The following is a 19,879-nucleotide window of genomic DNA, read 5'->3' on the forward strand; positions in this document are numbered from 1 at the left end:
GCACAAATAATATATTATGTTTTAACCTTTAAGTTAAAAACTTTCTTTATTGTGAGCCCAATGAAATTCAATAATCCAAATTTCATTGGGTTCATATCTTATTTGAAAAGCTCTTGTGCCATATGATATAGGCTTCTACGCCAAGTCAAGAATTCATGAGCTGTACCAGGAGACACATAAGATGTCGCCTTTAATCCTGTGGCTTTGAGATCGTTCACCGCCTTAGTCACACCATCCGGATTCTCTTTACTCCCACAACTGATAAAGATAGATTTCACCTGATTCTGGTCTTTGATGTCGCTTGGTGCATATGTACCTCCGCTCAACAGTCCGTAATAGTTAAATATCTCCGGTCGTCGCAAGGTTATCAATTTCGTTTCAAAGCCTCCCATAGAAAGCCCTGCCATGGCACGGTGTTTCTTGTCGGCCAGCGTACGGAAATTACTATCAATATAAGGAATCAGCTCGTCCACCAATACTGTTTCAAATTCTTTGGCTGTAAATTCATTTAGACGTCCAAATTTAATATCATTCGTCATGCCATACGTCATTACGATGATGAACGGAGTAATCTTGCCTTCGGCAATCAGATTATCCATTATTAAATTTGCGTTTCCCTGATTGGACCATGCCGTTTCATCTTCTCCCCATCCGTGCTGAAGGTAGAGAACAGGATATTTCTTCTTGTCTTTACCGTAAGTAGGCGGTGTATAGACAAACGCACGACGATGAGCGTTTGTACTCTTGGAATAGAAATAAACTTGCTGAACATTTCCATGAGGTACCTGCTTCATTGCATAGAAATCACTATCATGAGCCGGAATCTCGATACCGCTCTCCCAACGACAAGAGCCGTAATAATTCAGAGTACCCGGATCGTTAAATACGCCACCGTCAATAGTAAGGTGATAATAATGAAATCCTTCATCCATTGGACCATCTGTAGTTCCTACCCACACACCTTCCTTGTCTTTACGAAGCACTGTGCCGCCACGACCGCCTAATCCGAGACTGACGATAACTGATTTGGCATCAGGAGCAACTACACGGAAACGTGCATATCCTTGCGAATTAACCATCGGGTACTGTTGTCCGGGCTGGTTAAGCGTGGAAGGACGGAAATCCTCTTTTACTTCAGCAACGTCAAGTGCCGGATCAAAATCCTTGATTATATTATAAACGGGTTTTGGCTTGTAATTCTCGTCATAAGGGAGGGGATAGTTGCGTGCACCAAGCCATGAATCGCGATCTGAAAGATTCCAAAAAGTGACATTATCCACCACATCTTTATGCTTACGAAGAACACGGAACAGACGCGCATATTGATCTTCCTGAAGTGTTTTCACTACCGGACTGATATTACCAGCTTCCCGACTGAAGTTAAGTTGACCTCCCATCTCCTCGTTGGCACGAATATCCAACTCGGTAATATGGATATGCTTCACTATCGTGGAATATTTCGTCAATGCGGCATCCACATCTTCCATACTCGGACCATAGATATTATAATGTCCCTGCATACCAATACCATCGATAGGCACGCCCTCTTCTTTCATGGCTTTAACCATGTTGTAAATACGGTCCCGCTTACCTGGGTCGGCCGCATTATAATCGTTGTAAAAGAGTAACACATCAGGATCAACTTCACGAGCATAGATAAAGGCTTTCTTAATAAACTCGTCACCCGCTATCTGATAAAGAGGCGAATTGCGATATGGACCGGATTGCTGCCTCATACCAGGCCAGCCGCCTTGTCGATCACCGTCAGAAATAGCCTCGTTCACCACATCCCACGCATATACAACATCTTTGTAACGTTCCATGATAGCTGTAATATGATGCTTCATGTTGGCGAACAATTTTTCTTTCGACACAGGATTTCCTTTTTCGTCCTGATACATCCATTGACCTATTTGAGAATGCCATATCAGGCAGTGCCCACGGAGTTTTATTCCGTTACTGCGGCAGAAGTCTGCGATTTTATCAGCATTTTCCCAGTTAAACTGTCCATAAGCAGGTTCAGTTGGTTGGGGCTTCATATCGTTTTCCGCCGTAATACTGTTAAAGTCATTTTTAATGATCGCTATTTGTTCGGGTGTCGTAATGTTGCGCATATTAACAGCCACACCGATAGAGAAGTAATCTTTATAAGCATCCTTCAATCCCGTTCCGCTATTTTGTGCAGTTCCGGTAGCTGTGCTCATGGCAAATGTCAATGCACAAAGGGAAAACTTGAATAAATGTTTCATCTTGTAATTATTTTAAAGGTTATATTCTACACCTGCTTATATACGAAAAGAAGACTATTATTTTAGTAAATATGTCTTTACTAAACGTCACTAAATCGTTCTAACCGTCAGACTATGTTATCAATTAAAAAACGAACCAGACGATTCGCATTAGAACATTTACTTGAAGTAAAATGTATATTCCTCTAATGAATGCATCGACATTTCCTGAATTCAATACACTAAACTTTTATCTCAATGATGACTTCTGTGCTCCGATAGTGACACAACGGAAATGGCGTAATTACACGCTAGAAAGAATATATGCTTACTCTTACAAATTAAACTAAATAGTCTATTCGAACGAATTTATCTTCGTTGCGTATACAATAGTATTCTTGTTCACAGATCTCAAAAGCGTGTTAAAAAAAGCTGGTATTCATTTTTATTTGATTGTAGTAACTCAAAGACATGAAACACCTGCTCTTTCTTTTTATATACAATTACGCATTTGACAAATGAACAATATTATATCTGTCCAAAGTGCTACCAATAACGTGTAAAATGATAAACATAGGTACTATCTCCACTAATTTGCCCTTCATAAAGTTTATATCCTTTCAAATCGCCGTGATAATAAACTAAAGGAGAACCGTTATAATCCATCACATAAGAGCCTGTTTTTTGACCTTTAACAATAGAAATAATTGCATTTTGACTCATTTCACCATTATCATTATACACAATAAAAGGTACCTGAATTCTGATATTATCTTCAACGGGATAATTAGTAGTAGCAACGAATTTATACTGATTTTTACAAGGGCTATTTACTCCAATAGTAACATTATTATTAGTTCCACTCTGAGTGATACGGATAGATAATGTTTTATTGGATCCCGGTTGTACTAGTTGAACAAAGCCAGTTCTTTCATTAGACGTATTTACTTCCACTGTAATAAATATAACATATATCTTATAGTATACATGCCGGCATTCAATACTTATCCAAGATGGAGTACTTAGAATCTGAGGCTCAATGTCTGTAAAAGTAGCGCCAACTTGTTGATAAGACAATATTGTATAGTAGTCTTGATGCGATACACCTTTATTATTAACCACGATGTCAGCTAATGGCGTATTTGAAGACGTTCCAAAATAATAGCTATCCAAAGACGAAGTCCTTGTCACTATTTCTTTATCATTATCTATGTTTTCTAGTATGTCATTATTACAACTAGACCAAAGAATTATACTAAATATAAAAAAAACATATTTCATTCCTGTTCGTTTTTAATTAAGACTATAAAAGTAGCGGTTCCACTCAGTGAATCCCGCCACTTTATTCTATATAATAATATTACCTACCTGCTAATCCGTCTGCAAATCCAGCATAGGTATGTTTACGGTTGTAGTTTGCATCCCAGAGACCTACCGGTTCACCACCGCGCCAACCAGATCCAGTAGGACTATCGGTGATACACCACTGAGTAATACCATATTGCTGAGCAGCAGGAATAATCTCGAAGTACTTTTTCACAATGAACTTGTAGTATTCAGACATCGCCTTATGTTGTGCTTCGGTCATGTCCGCAGTCTTCACACTATTGCCTTCCTCATCAACATAACCCATATCAAGTTCGGTAATCTTCACGAGTTTTCCACTCTCTGCCAAGATTTCAAACATCTTCACCACATGATCCTCTTTGCCTTTCTGTGTCTCGGAATTGGCATGACAGCTCACGTGCATCTGCGTTCCGATACCATCAATTTTCGTCACACCGTCAGCTTCCCATTTCTCAATCCAGTGTACCAAACTCTTGACCTTTTTGTTGTCATCCCAATCTGATTCCAAATTGTAATCATTGACAAAGAGTCTCAAAGGATTAGTGCCACCATTCTCGGCATAATATTTGCGAGCAGCAGCCACAGCAATACGCACGTAGTCTTCGCTACCTAAATAGTCTTGCCAGTAGAAATTGTTCTTAGCATCATCTGCACTAACATTAGTCGCTGACTGCAAAGGATAAAAACCTTCGCCGTCATCACCTCCACCAGCAATCGCTTCATTCACGACATCCCATGCGGTGACATAACCACCAGTAGCTTTCATCATTCCGTTTATCCAGTTGTTCATTGCCCATGTAAGCGTATCTTTTTTCTCTGCAGGAGTAAGAGGAATGGAATTTAACTTCACGACCTTATATATCTTAACTGATTTAATATCAAGTATAGCATCAGTAGTCTGTGGTTTAAAGATAACATCATAATTACCACCCGCAACATTAGGGAGATTCAATTTAACTATATGATTACCCTCTTTGATGGGCACAGTGACTGTTATTTGCTGATCAGTTCCTCCCCATCCATTCTGCATAGTCAGTTGTACACCAGAAGCATCTTTAGAAGACTTAATGTCTAGATAAAGAACATAATTTCCTTCTTCAAGTGTATTTTCGCTACTAGGAAGAATAAAAAATTGAGACCAACTACCTGTAGGTACAAAGTGTATATAGCCATCTACAACAGGAGGTTCACACCCCATTGCGTAAAACGGGAACGGACCATCTTGATAGGTTCTGACCTTTTTTTCTTGTTCAACCTCTGCTGCAGCATCACCAGGCGACGGTTCAATCCCATAAGTATAACTATGCCAACCAGGTTTGCTCCAGTTTGATGGAAGATCACCCTCTTCGAAAGTTCCATTACTAAACATGTTATGACTATCACCTTTCTCAACAAGCACTATATCGTCAAAGTAAAGATCACCGCCAAATTTTCCAAAGCTAAACAACAAGCGTGAACAATCGCTACTAGATGTAAACTCAAAACTTATCACACTCCACGTAGTTCCTACAGAGATCTGAGGTAATCCGTAATTCGTATTACCGGCATTGGGAGTTTCTATCCACAGTGGAAATGTAGTGGCTGCTGAGGCTTTTGTACGCATAGAAAATGAATAAGTCTTCCCTGCTAGAAGAGGAGAAGCCAAATCGTATAAAATTTGCCAATCCCAAGGATTTGCCTTAGCCTCTGAGGTTTTAATATGTAAACAGTTTCCTACACCCTGAGATGGAGGCAACTCCTTATCTTTAATCAGCGAATTTAAATACTTATTATTCTGCTGCGCATGCCATGCTAAGGTGTGTCCATAAATGGTAAGTCCTCCTGCTTTAGCAGCAGCTACAAATTTCTCTACGGTTCCAAAATTCATCGTGCCGTCATCTGCCACGCACGAAGCATATTTCATAGCGTTTCCAGCTGTCATTTCCTGGAAGTTAGAATTAGCTAGACGTGTTACCAAACCACCTGCAATATAGTCATCAGCAGTCAGTGCAATTCCCAACTTAAAGTTGGGATTAGCACTGCTGTTTACATAAGTTTTCAATGCGTCATACTCGTTGAGATATTCCATACCTGCAATAGAGGCAGGCTTCTCAAAAGCAAACAGCAACTTGCTGTCGTCCACACAAGAAGTGACAGCAACAGCAGCAGCTGTTAAAAGCATTGTTCCTAATATTTTTTTTGTATGTTTCATATAAATACTTTTTTTAATAAGAAACCTGATCATTATTTCTTCAAAGGAGTGAACCATTCAGCTTTCACACCACGATAATGTACGACTAAGGTATCTTTAGTAGCACAATGAATACCGTCATAATCCATGGTGTAATCCAGATAAAGTGCATCACGGTCTTCGTTACCCCAGCTTTTTTTCTCACCTTTAACAACGAACTTACCACTACCGCTAGCTACTACACCTTGAGAATTGGAAGTAATGGTACAGTTACCACTCTCGTCAAAAGTCAGCAGTAACTTGCTGTCAATAATCTCTCCGGCTGTGTTACGCGTTGGACGAGCCCACTGTACTTTATTCAGCCCTACTGTACTGAACCCGGCAATAGTTTCGTCTTTCTCTACATAAGCAGCATGGCGAACCTCCGTACCGGTTTTATTACCACTATATGTATCAATACCCCGTCGCAGGTAGTGTGAATCATACTTGCTAATGTACTTCACAGCATAAAGAACGTAGTCTTTAGGTTTAACATCCCAATCGTCCTCGTTTATACGATTGGGGGCATGAACTAAAGGTTTCCCTACCAAAATAGAGTCTGCGTTCTTAACATTGGTCATTACTACAGGGATGACATAATTCAAACTCGTCGATTTGGGGTCATTAAAGAATGCATCGGTTAGGTTAACAGTAACACCACCTAGTACTTGACCCTTCTTGATGATAATTTTATCGGAACTCAATGTATAGTGAGAAGCCGGCAAAGGTTCTACGTCACCTTTTGTACTTTCAAAAGTGTAACCATCGCACAACGAATTATCTACGCGAATGCCAATTTCCACATCGCTCTTGTTCTCGTATACACCGCCTATTGTTGCCATAATCTGGCACTTGTGTTCGTTGTCCAATGAGTTGTCCACAGTCTTATCTTCGCCCAATGTGATCGTGCGTATAGGGCTTTGATAGGCAAAGTAAACCGCAGAATATTTATAATCAGGGAACTCCCAGTCGCCGTTTTCACACGCAGTGAATAGGGCTCCCATCATAGCGGCTATTATCAGGAATGATTTTTTCATTGCTATTTTCATTTATTCAGTTTATATAAATTCGTTAACACGTTACCATCCTTTATTCTGGATGAGAGCATCAAACTTCAACATTTCGCTATAAGGTACAGGACCGTAGTACATATAATCCTTGTAGTCGCGTTTTTCTACATCTACCACTTCATGGTTAGTTCCCGTAATCTTCATGCCCTTTACAGTTTCGTTCAACTTGCTGATATCCACCTTCCAGCGACGCAAATCCCAGAAACGGAAACCTTCGAAGCAAAGTTCCAAGCGACGTTCATTGCGAATAAGTTCACGCATCTTGTCTTTATCGCCTTTCACTAATTCCAGATAAGGATCACCACCATTTTCGCCGATACCGGCACGTTTGCGAATAGCTTTAATCACGTCGTAAGCCGAATAGCTATTACTTCCTTTGCCTTGTGGTCCCCAAGCCTCATTGGCTGCTTCAGCATAACCAAGAAAAATCTCGGTGTAACGAATCCAAGGTTTAATATGGTAACCATTGGTTGTGTTGCTAGGATTAGCATTCACGTTCATATCCAAGAACTTGCGCAAATAGTAACCTGTGCGTGTAGAAGCACCGTCAAACTTGTTCATTGCATCGTTATTGCTACCATCGAAAGCAGTCGTAATAACACTCTTATCCGTACCGGCCTTGCTACCATTATATATTATATATAGCGCTAAGCGAGGGTCACGATTAGCATACGGGGTTTGCGGATTGTATCCACTCTGCGGGTCGCTAATCGGGTAACCGGTCAGTGATGGAAATGCGTCAACCAAGTTCTGCGAAGGATTAACACGCCCCTTGCCAAAGAGTGAAGGAGGATATTGATCTTTTTCAAGGTCAGCACTTTCATTCTTGTTGCTGCGCCACAGGAATTCGGGACGATTGTAGCCTGCTACCAGATTCTTAATACCGTTAGCATCCTCGTACCATTTGTTACCTGTGGGATCAATATTCGCTATAGGGTCGCTACCAAGATTGGCCAGTACTTCAGCCATGCTATTAGCTGCCTGTTCCCAAGTAACTCCAGAGCCTTCGCTATAGGCAGGACTTGCTGCCAGCAGAGCTGCTTGGGCACGAATAGCACGAGCCACACGAGCACTCATTCGATTTTTAGCATGGTTACCAAACACACGATTGTACTGACTAGGGTCAGCTCCCATCTGAGTGTATTTTGCGGGCACATTGCTTGCACCATTTACATCACCATACTCTTCGGGAAGCATTTCAATGGCTTTTTCTACGTCCTGATTCAGTTGGTCAAGACATTCACGAAACGTATTACGAGGTTTATTAAAGTCCGAATCTATGTTTTCCGACTCTGTCAAGATGGGAATACCCAATAATTGTCCATCAGCACTCCATCCGGCACAACTCATTAACAGATGATACATATAGAGGGCACGCATACCATAAGCATCACCTTGGAAACGTTTTTTGAAAAGGTCGGAAGCAACCTGATCTCTAGCCCATTCTACATTTTCGGAGATTTCCAGAAACTGATTAAGATATTGCCATGATGCACGCAAGTATTGCCAATTGTCCATGGGATTATTATCAGCACGCCAAGAACCTGTTGCCATCTTCAGATAAGAATTTCCTATATCATTGGATACGGCATCATCGGTAGCTACATCAGTAAACTTCCAAGAGTTAGCATTTTCACCCAGCGGATTACTGATATAGGCATGACCCAGCAAACCAACAGCCCACGAAGGCATGTTTTCCAAATCTGCAGCATCTTTATGGTTCTCTATTGTCGGCTCAAACAAATCGTCGCAAGCAGAGAATGTCACCAATAAGGCTGCTGATAAGATGATATTTTTTAGTTTCATAACTTCTTATTTTTCAATCTTGATTATTAAATTTGTCATTTTTTAGAAAGTTCCCTTAAAACCAAGTTGGTAGAAGCGTGTTTGAGGTGCACTGCCCACATTCAGTTCCAAAGCTTTTCGTTCTTTCGCAATGGTAAGCAGATTGTTTGCATTGGCAAAAAAGCTCAAACCTTTGATGAAAGTTCCTTCCAACACTTTTTCAGGCATCTGGTACGTTAGTTGTACTTGAGTGAGGTTAAAGCGGTCATTCTTGTACATCCAGAAATCAGAAGTACGGAAATTATTGGCACCATCAGTCGTAGTCAACCGTGGATAGGTAGCAGTAGCTGCTGTCTCAGGTGTCCAACGATTGCGCACCACTTCAGAATATTTGCCATCTCCCTTGACCCAATAATATGAATTGTCTTTCATACCGTAGCCACCCATGTAGAGGTTACCCATCGCATAGAGAGTAAAATTACGCCACTTAGCGGTAAGGTTGACGCCACTCATAAAAGGAGAATCCCAACGACCTAAAAACACGCGGTCATTATCGTCAATCTTATTATCATTATTTTGATCCTTATAACGAATATCGCCTGGCTTCACATCTCCAAATGTCTGATCAGGAGCAGCGTCGATTTCAGATTGATTCTGGAAAAAACCTTCGCTCTGCAACCCCCAATGTCCATTCAAGGCACGACCTACAGCTGATAAGTAATCGAACTCAACATTCTCATCGCGTTTTTTAGCTGTACTCTTATAGTACATACCGCTTACTCCAAGAGTTAGTTCAACTTCACCCACCTTTTTATTAGCATACACACTGAAATCAAATCCCGTACGCTGATCTACATTAAAGTTTACGTAAGGAATTATAGATGATGACGGATAACCGGTCTGCGTAAAGTAATTAGGATACAACGAATTGGTACGAACCAATCCACCATCCATCTTGCTAGTGAAAAAGTTAACATCAAAACTTATCAACTTATCCAACATAGAACCACGCAAACCTGCAGTCAACTCTTTACGTTTCACATAGGTCATATCAGGATTGTTACCACGTTGAAACTCAGTGGCAGCCAAACCTCCGTTATCACCCCAACTATACCAACCACCCGATTGTATAACTGCCTTATAAAGATAATATCCATCTTCGTTATCGGAAGCAGTGATATCAAGATCCTGATTAATGATACCTGCCGAAGCAGTAAGCATCAAGTCGTCAAAGATGGAGTTCTCCATAAATGACTCTTTAGCTAAATTCCAACCCAAAGTAACAGTGGGAGAATAAGCGATGCGCTTGCCTTCTGGCAACTTGGTCGAATAAGGCATTGCAACACTAAAGTCCGCATAGTATCTATGTTGATAGTTATAGGATGCCTGAAAGCCTAAATTGGCATTGGTAGTACGGTGATAATGCTCACTTCGCTGTGTCTGCCATGCATTAGCTAAAATCATGGCAAAAACATTATGGTCGGCATTAATAGTACGCTGGTAATCAAACTGGCCGGATACGTTGTAAGTGTATCGATAGGCTGAATTTTCAATATTTTCATTACCACTCTTTTCATCCTTACCATACTGTGTAATACTTGCAATGATATCCTTCCCATTGTAGTTGGCCCACACAGGTGAAAAAGTAGCATATTTGCTGGTATACCCCTGATTGTAGGTAGAAGCATAGTCTATACCATATTTAGCACGAAAATAAAGCCCTTTAAGCAAAGGAGAAAGATTAATATCAAAACGTGTATTAAACTGAAACTGACGACTTACATACTTACTATCGCCAGCCGCATAAGCATCGGCTACCGGATTGGTAGGGTTCTGCTGCGTACCGCCAAAAAAGTATTTACCATCTTTGATATAACTACTATTAAGCACAGCATTCAATGAATTCTGATCAGTATCTTCAATGTAGCTCAAAGGGATAAACGGCGACACCAAATGCGGACGCAACGTAGCAGCTTGACCCCACCAGTCAACACTTGCCGCGTAAGAGTCATAGAAAGTTACATTAGCATCAGCCTGTGCGGTAATAAGTTTATGCAACTGCATATCTACATTTCCACGTACAAAAAAACGGCTGTTGTAATTATCCTCCGTATTGCCCACCTTAAGAAGTGATGACTCACGATAGTAACCTGTAGAAGTATAATACTTTACTTTTTCGTTACCGCCTGATATTTCGGCTACCGCTTCAGAACGGTTGTACGCTTTCTTCAGGTAATCAGAAGAATACATGTCAAAATCAGGATAGCGATAAGGATTCAAGCCGGATGCATGATTATAAATGGCTTCCTGCGAGTAATTAGCAGCCAAACCATCGTTTACACGAGCTTCGTTGTAGAGACTCATATACTCTGCTGAACCCAGATATTTGGGATAAGACTTGGGAGTATAAAAACCTGTATTAGCATTAACATTGATTCTGAGATCGCCTACTTTACCACGTTTGGTAGTTATACTGATAACCCCTTTAGCAGCACGCGGACCATAAAGCACTACGGCCGAGGCGCCTTTTAAGAGAGTTATCTGATCTATTTCATGGGGAAGTACATTGTTTGCATCACGCACCATACCGTCTACCATAACGAGGTATTCGCTATTTCCCCAAATATTGCCATTGAAACCACCCACCACATTGTCAACAAGGCTCAAACTATAGTTTGTATATGCTTTTTCTGATATGGACTTCATGTCAATGACTGATACGCCTCCCAGCAAATCGCTTCGGTCTAAGGAACGGAATGCCACTTGCACCTTTTGAAGCGAATCGGCTTTGGTAGCTTCAAGCAAGTCGACCAGCGTCTCTTGGGCGGCAATATGTGTGTTAGCGAAAGCAAACGCCGCACAAAATACAAGTCCTTTATATATATGTTTCATTTTTTATAGTTTTTACGTTAATAAAACCATTACCAACCAGGGTTTTGATTAAACTCCGGATACATCGTTACATCGTCTGTCTTGAATGGCAACCAATAGTGTTTGCTTGAAAGATTACGCTGAGTCACTATCTCTTCACGGAAGTTAACAACCTTGCGTTCTTTGGGATCAGCATCGGGATCAAAGTTGTTATCTTTTTGAGTCTTTTCATCCCAATCTGCTATAGGATCACGATCAAACTTCTGCATGGTCTTAATATTATAAGGATACACGGTCAATAATTTCCATCGACGCAAGTCGTTGAAACGATGTCCTTCGTAGGCCAGCTCAACAGCACGCTCACGACGAACCTCACCCATAAACTTTTCCAAATCACCAGTGTAACTGTCGGCCACACCACTTACACCTGCCCTTTCACGAATTACGTTGACTGCTTCTATGGCATTCTTTGTGAAAGTAGTAGATTTACCGGTAGGTGAACCATAACCTTGAGCAGCAGCTTCAGCATAAAGCAAATAAACTTCTGCCAAACGCAACCAAGATAAATGGAGGTGTGTAGCCTTACCATACCCATAATCCGAATCATCCTTATTAGCACCTAACGGGATGAACTTGTAATTGAAGTAACCGGTACGGCTTGTTTTATTAGGTTCCTTGGAAGCGTTTCCACCATCGTAAAGATTGGCATACTGGTATCTTTTACGTTCAGCCGATGGAGCCTTAATCATCTTCACACCATCGTAAATAAAGTTATTATAGAAACGTGGATCGCGATCTTTCCAAGGCTGCGTCTTACTAAATCCTGAATTGAAATCATTAAGTGGCAAACCGTTTGCCATACCGAAATAGTTTACATAGTTAGCAGCAGGACATAAGATAATACCATCGCCATCGCAAATGTATGAAAGTTGATAAGAGTTCATCTGACGCCAGTAAGAATCCGCACCGTAAGTAGGGCTACGCATGATGGCTTCCGTACCACCCGGCATCAGCCAGTTCTGCTCTTTGGTGTAGAACAAAGTGCTGTATTTATCAAAGCTAACCAAAGCGTATTGAGTTTGACCGCCCTCAACCATAGTAAGTACCTTACCCAAAGCATCGGCTGCACGTTTGCAATAATCAGCATTATATGAACGATTATCGTTTTCACCACCATTCTGCATTAAAGGGCTACCGGCATAGAGCAAGCACTTACCTAAATATGAGAGTGCCCAAATTTTGTTAGGACGAAGAGCATTGTTTCCTTTTGTACGATTACCCGCTGTAGTATTGTCCCAGTCAATGGGTAGTAATTCAGCAGCACGTTGGAAGTCGGCTGCCATTTTTTCAGCGTTCTCTTGATAGCTTTCACGCGGCAAGTTAAATTCTGCATCAGGTGCAAGAACACTTTCTATATAAGGTAAACCACCCCAATAGGTTGTAAGCTGGAAGTAGAACCAAGCACGGAAAAAGTAAAGCTGACCTTCTATAAAATTGCGTTCTTCCTGTGTAGCATCCTTCAATAAACCTTTCTGTAAAGCCTCAAGACCGATATTGGCCTGGCGGATAGCATACCAACCACCTCCCCATAGAGCCTTATCAAAACGCGCTCCCGATGACCCAGCAGGTTTTTGGTCTACATACCACTCGCGATCCAAGAAACAATCACCTTTTTTAATATAGCTACGATAGTTACCACCATCAATGGCGTAGCCCATCAAACCCTCACCATTACCAGTCGTTATGACCTCATCGTCTCCCCAGTTAAAAGAGCTTACCCAGTTGTGTTTGGCTATATCCGGAATAACGTTATACATTACTTCTACAAATCCTTGGAAGTTGTTGAAGTTCTTAAACGCATCTTCTTCGGAAAGTACAGAGTCCGAATCTCTTTCCAAGTAATCGGTACACGAAGTAAACGTGAAGCCCGAAAAGAAGAATACGGTAAGTATATAAATAATCTTATTTTTCATCTTGCTTTCAAATTAAAGAGTGATTTTAAAACCTAAATTGAAACGACGTTGAGTAGGATATGCACTCGCTCCACCAGTATTCGACTCACGGTCATCGGGCATGTCGGTCCATAAGAAGAGGTTATTTCCGTTAACGAACAATTTCAAACTACTCAACCCCGATGCCTTCAGCCACTTCTCCTCGGAGAAGGTGTATGAGAGCTCGGCATACTTCAAACGAGTGTAGGAGCCATCAAAGAGAAAACGGGTACCGTTAGTGTACTTACTTGTCTGATTCAGCCAACGAGGCAGAGGAACATCTGCATTTAAGTTGCTTGGCGACCAATAACTACCTTCATAGAAAGCGGTATTACGTGTACCTCCCAAACTGCTAAGTCCCACATAACGACTTACGTTACTCACACCATAGAATTGAACAAAGCAACTCCAACCTTTGTAGTCGAAACCAACCTGAAGATTCATGGTGTTTTGAGGAGTGCCAGTATAGCCATAAGGAATATTGTCATTCATAGAAATGATTCCATCGGCATCGTAGTCAAGAATGACGTAATTACCTGGTTTACGACCTGTATCATATTCATCATGAGCCGTACTACCATACAGTTCATCCCAGCTATTGTAGTAACCGTGATCCACATACGAGTAAGTCTGATCAATAGCTTTGTCAGCTTTCTTTTGATAATCGGGCTTCAATTTAGGATCGTCTGCTTCCTTGATTTTGCTGGTTGCATGAGTCAGAGAGGCATTACCCCAAAGACGCCAGTCTTTATTTAGTTGTTTGTTCCAGCGTATGTCAAACTCAAATCCTTGGCTATCAACCTTACCCATGTTCATCACTGGAGCAGAAGTACCAAAGTATGAAGGAACTGCACGTTTATCACCGGTGATTAAAATATCAGAACGTTTCTCCTTAAAGTAGTCGAACGAACCAGAAATCACCCCGCCAAAGAAGGCAAAATCAGCAGCTATATCAAGTTTGGTAGCGGCCTCCCATTGCAAATCGTTGTAGCCTAACTGGGTCTGCTGCCACCAACTGTAAGGACTCTTAGCAGGATCAGCTCCCGTTAGCGACTGACGATAGCTACCGCCATTACTCCAATTTTCCATATAAAGCCAACGTCCGTTTACATTATCATCTCCAATCTGTCCATACGAAGCACGCAACTTCAACATATCCAGCCACTTTAGATCAAGTTTTTTTACAAGAGGTTCTTCTGAAACCATCCATCCTATAGCACCCGAGCTAAAGAATGCAAAGCGATTTTCCTTGGAAAAAATATCCGAACCATTGTATGCACCATTGTATTCTACCATATAGCGGCTTGCATAGTCATAAGTTCCACGGAACACCCAGTTTTCACGATAATGAGGCTGTTCGCTACCCGTGGCATATTGTTCACGACTGAAGTTACCCATACCACCTATCGTATGATCACCAAATTTATTGGAGTAATTCAATTGTGCAGAGTAGTTCATACGACGGTAGGTAGCCCAGTTTTGAACACTACCTGCACCAGTTTTCCACGCATTATTATTCTTAAAATCGAACTTATACAATGCATCTGGTTTAATATCTGTATATTCCAGACCTGTCTCTGGGTCAATCCACTTATGAGCCTCGTCTTCCCAATCCGTCCTATCATCTACACCACGGTCTGTTTCACGAAAAGCGTTGTCAAATGCCAACTTAGCTTGTACATTCAAACCTTTTAATAAAAAGCCGAGATCTTGCTCTAAGGTGAAGTCGGTGTTTAAACGATCATCAGTTGTATAGCCAATACCGTTCACACTAAGGTCTTCATAACTATTTGTAGCAGCTTGCGTGGGGTTGGGATAGTAGTAGCCAAAGGTTCCATCACTATACACTGGCACAAAAGAGTCGGGCGAAATGCCATAAAAAGCACTCCAAACTAAATTTTCGTATTGGCCCTGTGTAGCCTTTTTCACAGCGTGGGACCCTGAAAGGTTGACATGCAGTTTAGTAGTCTTTGTCAAGTTGAAGTCAAGATTACTACGTACATTGATACGGTCGTAGCTGAATCCCGGATCATAACCTTTCGTATTAGTCACTTTCTTATATATATCACCCTCATGAGCAAAATCAGCAGAAGCAAAATATTTCACAAACTTCGTACCACCACTAATGTTTACGTTGGCATTGTACGATGTAGCCACATCTTTCAGCAGATAGTCCACCCAATCCATGTTTGGATAACGTTCTGCCTCAGCTTGATTAGCCGGATAACGATATTTATTTAATCTATCTTGTGATAAGTAGTAACTCCATGAAGTAGGATGATAAGCCAACTCACTCTCTATAGACTGATTACGAAGTGCAAGTGCATCATAAGAATCCATCATGTCAGGTAATTTAGAGTAGGTCTTCAATGTTGTACTAGCATTGATATTGATAACAGCCTTACCCTCTTCACCTCGCTTAGTGGTAATCAAGATTACACCATTAGCACCACGTACACCAAATACGGCTGTTGCAGAGGCATCCTTTAAGACGGATATAGAAGCCACCGAGTTAATATCAACATTACTCATAGGGCGTTCTACACCATCAACAAGAACTAACGGATCACTGCTATTCCAAGACGTGACGCCACGAATTGTGATTTTCGGATCTTCATCACCCGGTTTACCAGTGGTAGTCATAGTTACTACTCCCGGTAAATTACCGGTCAAGGCCTGACCTAAACTTGTTACACCACCTGTACGTTCCAATGCCTTCGCATTAGTCTGCGCAATGGCACCCACCACTGACGCCTTCTTCTGCTGGCCAAAACCTACTACTACTACTTCTTGCAACTGTACATTATCAGCTTGCAGAACAATTTTAATGGATTTAGCAGTCCCAACTTTAACTTCTTTAGTTGTCATACCAATGAATGAAACTACTAAAATTGAATTTGAGCTGGGCACTTTTAATTGGAAATTACCATCTAGATCCGCTATGGTACCTACTGATTTATTTCCTTTCACCGCAATATTTGCTCCAATAATTGGTTCGTTGTTTTCATCAACGACTACTCCTTTTGCTATGACTTCAGTTTGCGCTGTTATGGCCAAACTGTACAACAGCATGCACAAAACAAGTAAGGGAATTTTTCGAATTTGTTTTACTACATTTTTCATTTACTATTAGTTTAAGTTTACTATTAGTGAAGATTCAATAACTGTTTTAAAAGATTAACTAGAGATAATTTAACTACCATCATTCATTTCCTCCATAAGCGTACATTTTTTTTTAGATTAAAAAATACATGATTTTAATTATTTACAAGTAGCATATAAGCCAATAGTAGTGCCGGTAAATCCTCCTGCTGTGGCAGTTGACAGATACGTGGCATCAATATTCTTACATAATAATTTCCAATCGATTTGGTCCGATGAGTAATAAAAGTCAAAATGGGTACCTCTTGAAATCACTTTCAAGTCTATTGCAGTTATTTCATCATCTATTTTATGGCTATACAATGTTTTATTCTCGGATTCACCAATCCATTTGAGAGAGATATGCTTAGTACCGCCCACTTTCTCAATACAGAGAAAATATTGATGTGACTCATCTTTAAATAATAGTAGACCTGCTTTTTCTTTATCATCAAAAGGATTGAAGAGCATACGCGTATCACATTCAAATTTATGGTGTTGTATCCGTCGACACACATATGCAGGCACATCTTTTTCAGTAGTACTTATATTTGCACATTTCAAAGTTAAATAACCCGGCGTTTGAGCCAAATTATACAAATCAATTGCAGGAGCACGCAGCGTCATCCAATCCATACTTAGAGCAGTAGAATCAAATGTATCATTGCGTTCAAAATTACCGAAAGTAACTTCTTTCTCGCGCTTCACTCCTTTTCGGTTTACTATTAGAGGTACTAATTCGTCATCCTGAGTCATATAGGGGAAACCATCATCACTCCATTTCACAGGCATCAGAAAAGTTTCACGACCCAAATTTTCAAACTTATTATTAATGGGGCGACATGCCAAGAACACTGCCCACCAGTCACCTTCTTTCGTTTGAATTATATCTGCGTGACCGGCACATGTCACCGGATTAGGACGAGAAGGATCTAAATGTCGCTGTGTTAGTATCGGATTATTTTTCCACGGAGTAAATGTGCCCATCGGAGAATCGCCACTAAAAATGACTTCTGAATGCCAATTGCTCGTTCCTCCTTCGGCAGACATCAGAAAATATTTCCCGTTTATTTTATAAAGATGTGGTCCCTCAATCCAGATTGGTTTATCAGCTGGGCGAGCGCCTTTATTTATCAATACTTTACGAGGTCCAACTGTTTTATCAGTACGCACATCAAATTCTTGCACCCGTATGGTCCGATGCCCACTATATTCCGGTTTATTATCGGGTGCATCATCGTTATTAACAATATAAGCCTTTCCGTTATCATCAAAAAAGAAAGAAGGGTCAATACCAGTCACCTCAGGTAACATAATAGGATCTGACCAATCTCCAAAAGGATCTTGAGTTTTCACAAAAAAGTTTCCGGCACCCACATTCGTTGTTATCATGTAATAAGTCTTATTATGAGGATTATACTCTATTGCCGGAGCAAAAATGCCACCACTCACATGCTGACCTTTCATATTCATCAATTGTGATGGCCTGTTTAAGATGTTACTCACTTGTTTCCAGTTCACTAAATCTTTACTATGAAAAAGAGGAACTCCCGGAAAGTAGGAAAACGTAGAAGTTGCCAGAAAATAATCTCCTTCACCATTAGTACAAATACTGGGATCAGAATACCAACCCGGTAAAATTGGATTATAGAAAGAGTCTTCACTTGGCAAAGGATTAGAAACATAAAAATCATCTTCTCCTTTGTAATTGAAATGATCGAAGAGTGCTACCGACTTGCCTATTACCGGCAAACCTTTGTCCTTATGCAAAGAACTGCATGATACCGTGTAAAAACCAAATACACATGCTGACAACAGCACAGCCGACCTTAATTTCAGAGATTGTTTATTCTTCATAGTACTTCGAATATGGCTTATTAGTGACCTTAATTTTTGTGCAGTCCGCAAGGACCACACATTCGAAGCACAAAAGTATAATACCTTTTTTAAGAGATTCAAAAAGGATGATACACGAATTTAAAGAGGTGTTACAGAATGATTTTTTATGTTACATTATCATTAGTACATGTTACGTAACTATAGTTAAAACTCTGTTAATCAATTATTTAGTCCATTCCTGTTTTATTTATTGAAATCTAGCTTATTCTTTATGCTGCTTTCTCTTATCTGTAAATGCGTAGGAATCATAACTTGCCGAATGGCTTTATCGCCTTTTATCTGATCAATCAACAAAAGACAAGCAGTTTCACCCATTTCATAAGTCTGATGCGAAACGGCAGAAAGCTTGGGTTCGATGTAGTTGGCATGTTGCTCATCTGTATAGCCAATCAATGCTACATCATTGGGGATACGAAGACCGTGGCTTTTAATTACTTCAATTGCCGCAAAAGCCAATGTATCATTCATGGCCAGAATCGCATCGGGAGGATTTGGCAATGCTAAAAGAGTTTCAGCAGCAATCTTCCCTTCTTCATAATCGATCTTCCGACAAACGACCAGTTCTTTTTCAATCGGCATCTTGTTATTCCGCAATGCCTCCAAATAACCATGCTTTCTTCTTTTAACAATGTCGAGATGATTGGCTCCTCCTATAAACGCCACACGCTTGCAACCGTTATCAAGTAAATGCTGAGTTGCCATTTGTGCAGAATGTTCTCCATCGGCAACTACTGAAGAGAATTGATCCGTCAAACAAACACGATCGAACATAATAAGAGGCATATTAATATCTTTCAGCTCGGCAAAGTGGCTATAATCCGTTGTTTCCTGAGATAAACATGCAATAATACCCTCTACTCTCATATTCACCAAGTTCTCTACATTTCTTTTTTCATGTTCGTATGACTCATGCGACGTGGTGATAATTACAAAATAACCATTCTTAACTGCCATATTTTCGATCCCGTTCAATATAGAAGCAAAAAAATGCGTAACAATATCAGGAACCACAACCCCAATAATACGTGGTGCATTTTTCCGAAGACTTAGTGCAAAAGGATTTGGGCGATAATTCATCTCCCGTGCCATCCATTTAGCTTTTTCACAAAGGGCTCTACTGATATCAGGACTGTCCTTCAAAGCTCTCGACACAGTAGGAACAGATACACCCAATGCCTGAGCTATATCTTTGAGTGACGTATGTTTCTGACTTTTCATATTCGGCATCATTTCTATATTCTATGCAAAGAAAACATTTCCATTTATATTTCGGAAAGCATATTACGTTATTTTTTTTACGTAAACCATTACGTTACTTTTTAACCTGCTTACATGAGC

10 protein-coding genes are annotated in these 19,879 nt (G+C 40.5%); all 10 read right to left on the reverse strand.

Annotated features, from left to right (window positions below; translation table 11 throughout):
- Positions 1–98: 98 nt before the first annotated feature.
- Positions 99–2,249, reverse strand: coding sequence for a bifunctional endo-1,4-beta-xylanase/feruloyl esterase (gene xyn10D/fae1, locus ACKPCE_RS14985; RefSeq protein WP_319505772.1), 2,151 nt, complete (start codon positions 2,247–2,249; stop codon positions 99–101).
- A 525-nt stretch (positions 2,250–2,774) separates the two neighbouring features.
- Positions 2,775–3,509, reverse strand: coding sequence for a hypothetical protein (locus tag ACKPCE_RS14990; protein WP_319505773.1), 735 nt, complete (start codon positions 3,507–3,509; stop codon positions 2,775–2,777).
- A gap of 79 nt (positions 3,510–3,588) precedes the next feature.
- The gene (locus ACKPCE_RS14995; protein ID WP_319505774.1) at positions 3,589–5,766 is read right to left on the reverse strand and encodes an endo-1,4-beta-xylanase; all 2,178 of its coding nucleotides are present in this window, start codon (positions 5,764–5,766) and stop codon (positions 3,589–3,591) included.
- 32 nt (positions 5,767–5,798) lie between these two features.
- The gene (locus ACKPCE_RS15000; protein ID WP_319505775.1) at positions 5,799–6,821 is read right to left on the reverse strand and encodes a DUF5627 domain-containing protein; all 1,023 of its coding nucleotides are present in this window, start codon (positions 6,819–6,821) and stop codon (positions 5,799–5,801) included.
- Positions 6,822–6,863: 42 nt separating this feature from the next.
- Entirely contained in the window at positions 6,864–8,660 is a 1,797-nt protein-coding gene (locus ACKPCE_RS15005; protein WP_319505776.1) for a RagB/SusD family nutrient uptake outer membrane protein, read from the reverse strand.
- A 42-nt stretch (positions 8,661–8,702) separates the two neighbouring features.
- Positions 8,703–11,531 (reverse strand): SusC/RagA family TonB-linked outer membrane protein, encoded by a 2,829-nt coding sequence (locus ACKPCE_RS15010; protein WP_319505777.1) that lies wholly within the window; start codon positions 11,529–11,531, stop codon positions 8,703–8,705.
- 29 nt (positions 11,532–11,560) lie between these two features.
- Positions 11,561–13,483, reverse strand: a complete 1,923-nt coding sequence (locus tag ACKPCE_RS15015) for a RagB/SusD family nutrient uptake outer membrane protein (protein ID WP_319505778.1) — start codon at positions 13,481–13,483, stop codon at positions 11,561–11,563.
- A gap of 12 nt (positions 13,484–13,495) precedes the next feature.
- On the reverse strand, positions 13,496–16,624 hold the full coding sequence (locus tag ACKPCE_RS15020; RefSeq protein ID WP_319505779.1) for a SusC/RagA family TonB-linked outer membrane protein: 3,129 nt from the start codon (positions 16,622–16,624) through the stop codon (positions 13,496–13,498).
- Positions 16,625–16,762: 138 nt separating this feature from the next.
- A complete protein-coding gene (locus ACKPCE_RS15025; RefSeq protein WP_319505780.1) occupies positions 16,763–18,499 on the reverse strand; it encodes a glycoside hydrolase family 43 protein in 1,737 nt (578 codons plus the stop codon).
- Positions 18,500–18,724: 225 nt separating this feature from the next.
- Positions 18,725–19,759, reverse strand: a complete 1,035-nt coding sequence (locus ACKPCE_RS15030) for a LacI family DNA-binding transcriptional regulator (protein ID WP_319505781.1) — start codon at positions 19,757–19,759, stop codon at positions 18,725–18,727.
- Positions 19,760–19,879 lie beyond the last annotated feature (120 nt).

Origin of the sequence: Bacteroides graminisolvens (genome assembly GCF_963666085.1) — a bacterium.
Classification (GTDB): Bacteria; Bacteroidota; Bacteroidia; order Bacteroidales; family Bacteroidaceae; genus Bacteroides; species Bacteroides graminisolvens.

Excerpts from the sequence above, each read along its gene's own strand:
- ACKPCE_RS15005 (WP_319505776.1), bottom strand. The coding sequence starts at position 8,660 with ATGAAACTAAAAAATATCATCTTATCAGCAGCCTTATTGGTGACATTC.
- ACKPCE_RS15020 (WP_319505779.1), bottom strand. The coding sequence starts at position 16,624 with ATGAAAAATGTAGTAAAACAAATTCGAAAAATTCCCTTACTTGTTTTG.
- ACKPCE_RS14995 (WP_319505774.1), bottom strand. The coding sequence starts at position 5,766 with ATGAAACATACAAAAAAAATATTAGGAACAATGCTTTTAACAGCTGCT.
- ACKPCE_RS14990 (WP_319505773.1), bottom strand. The coding sequence starts at position 3,509 with ATGAAATATGTTTTTTTTATATTTAGTATAATTCTTTGGTCTAGTTGT.
- ACKPCE_RS15030 (WP_319505781.1), bottom strand. The coding sequence starts at position 19,759 with ATGAAAAGTCAGAAACATACGTCACTCAAAGATATAGCTCAGGCATTG.
- xyn10D/fae1 (WP_319505772.1), bottom strand. The coding sequence starts at position 2,249 with ATGAAACATTTATTCAAGTTTTCCCTTTGTGCATTGACATTTGCCATG.
- ACKPCE_RS15000 (WP_319505775.1), bottom strand. The coding sequence starts at position 6,821 with ATGAAAAAATCATTCCTGATAATAGCCGCTATGATGGGAGCCCTATTC.
- ACKPCE_RS15025 (WP_319505780.1), bottom strand. The coding sequence starts at position 18,499 with ATGAAGAATAAACAATCTCTGAAATTAAGGTCGGCTGTGCTGTTGTCA.
- ACKPCE_RS15015 (WP_319505778.1), bottom strand. The coding sequence starts at position 13,483 with ATGAAAAATAAGATTATTTATATACTTACCGTATTCTTCTTTTCGGGC.
- ACKPCE_RS15010 (WP_319505777.1), bottom strand. The coding sequence starts at position 11,531 with ATGAAACATATATATAAAGGACTTGTATTTTGTGCGGCGTTTGCTTTC.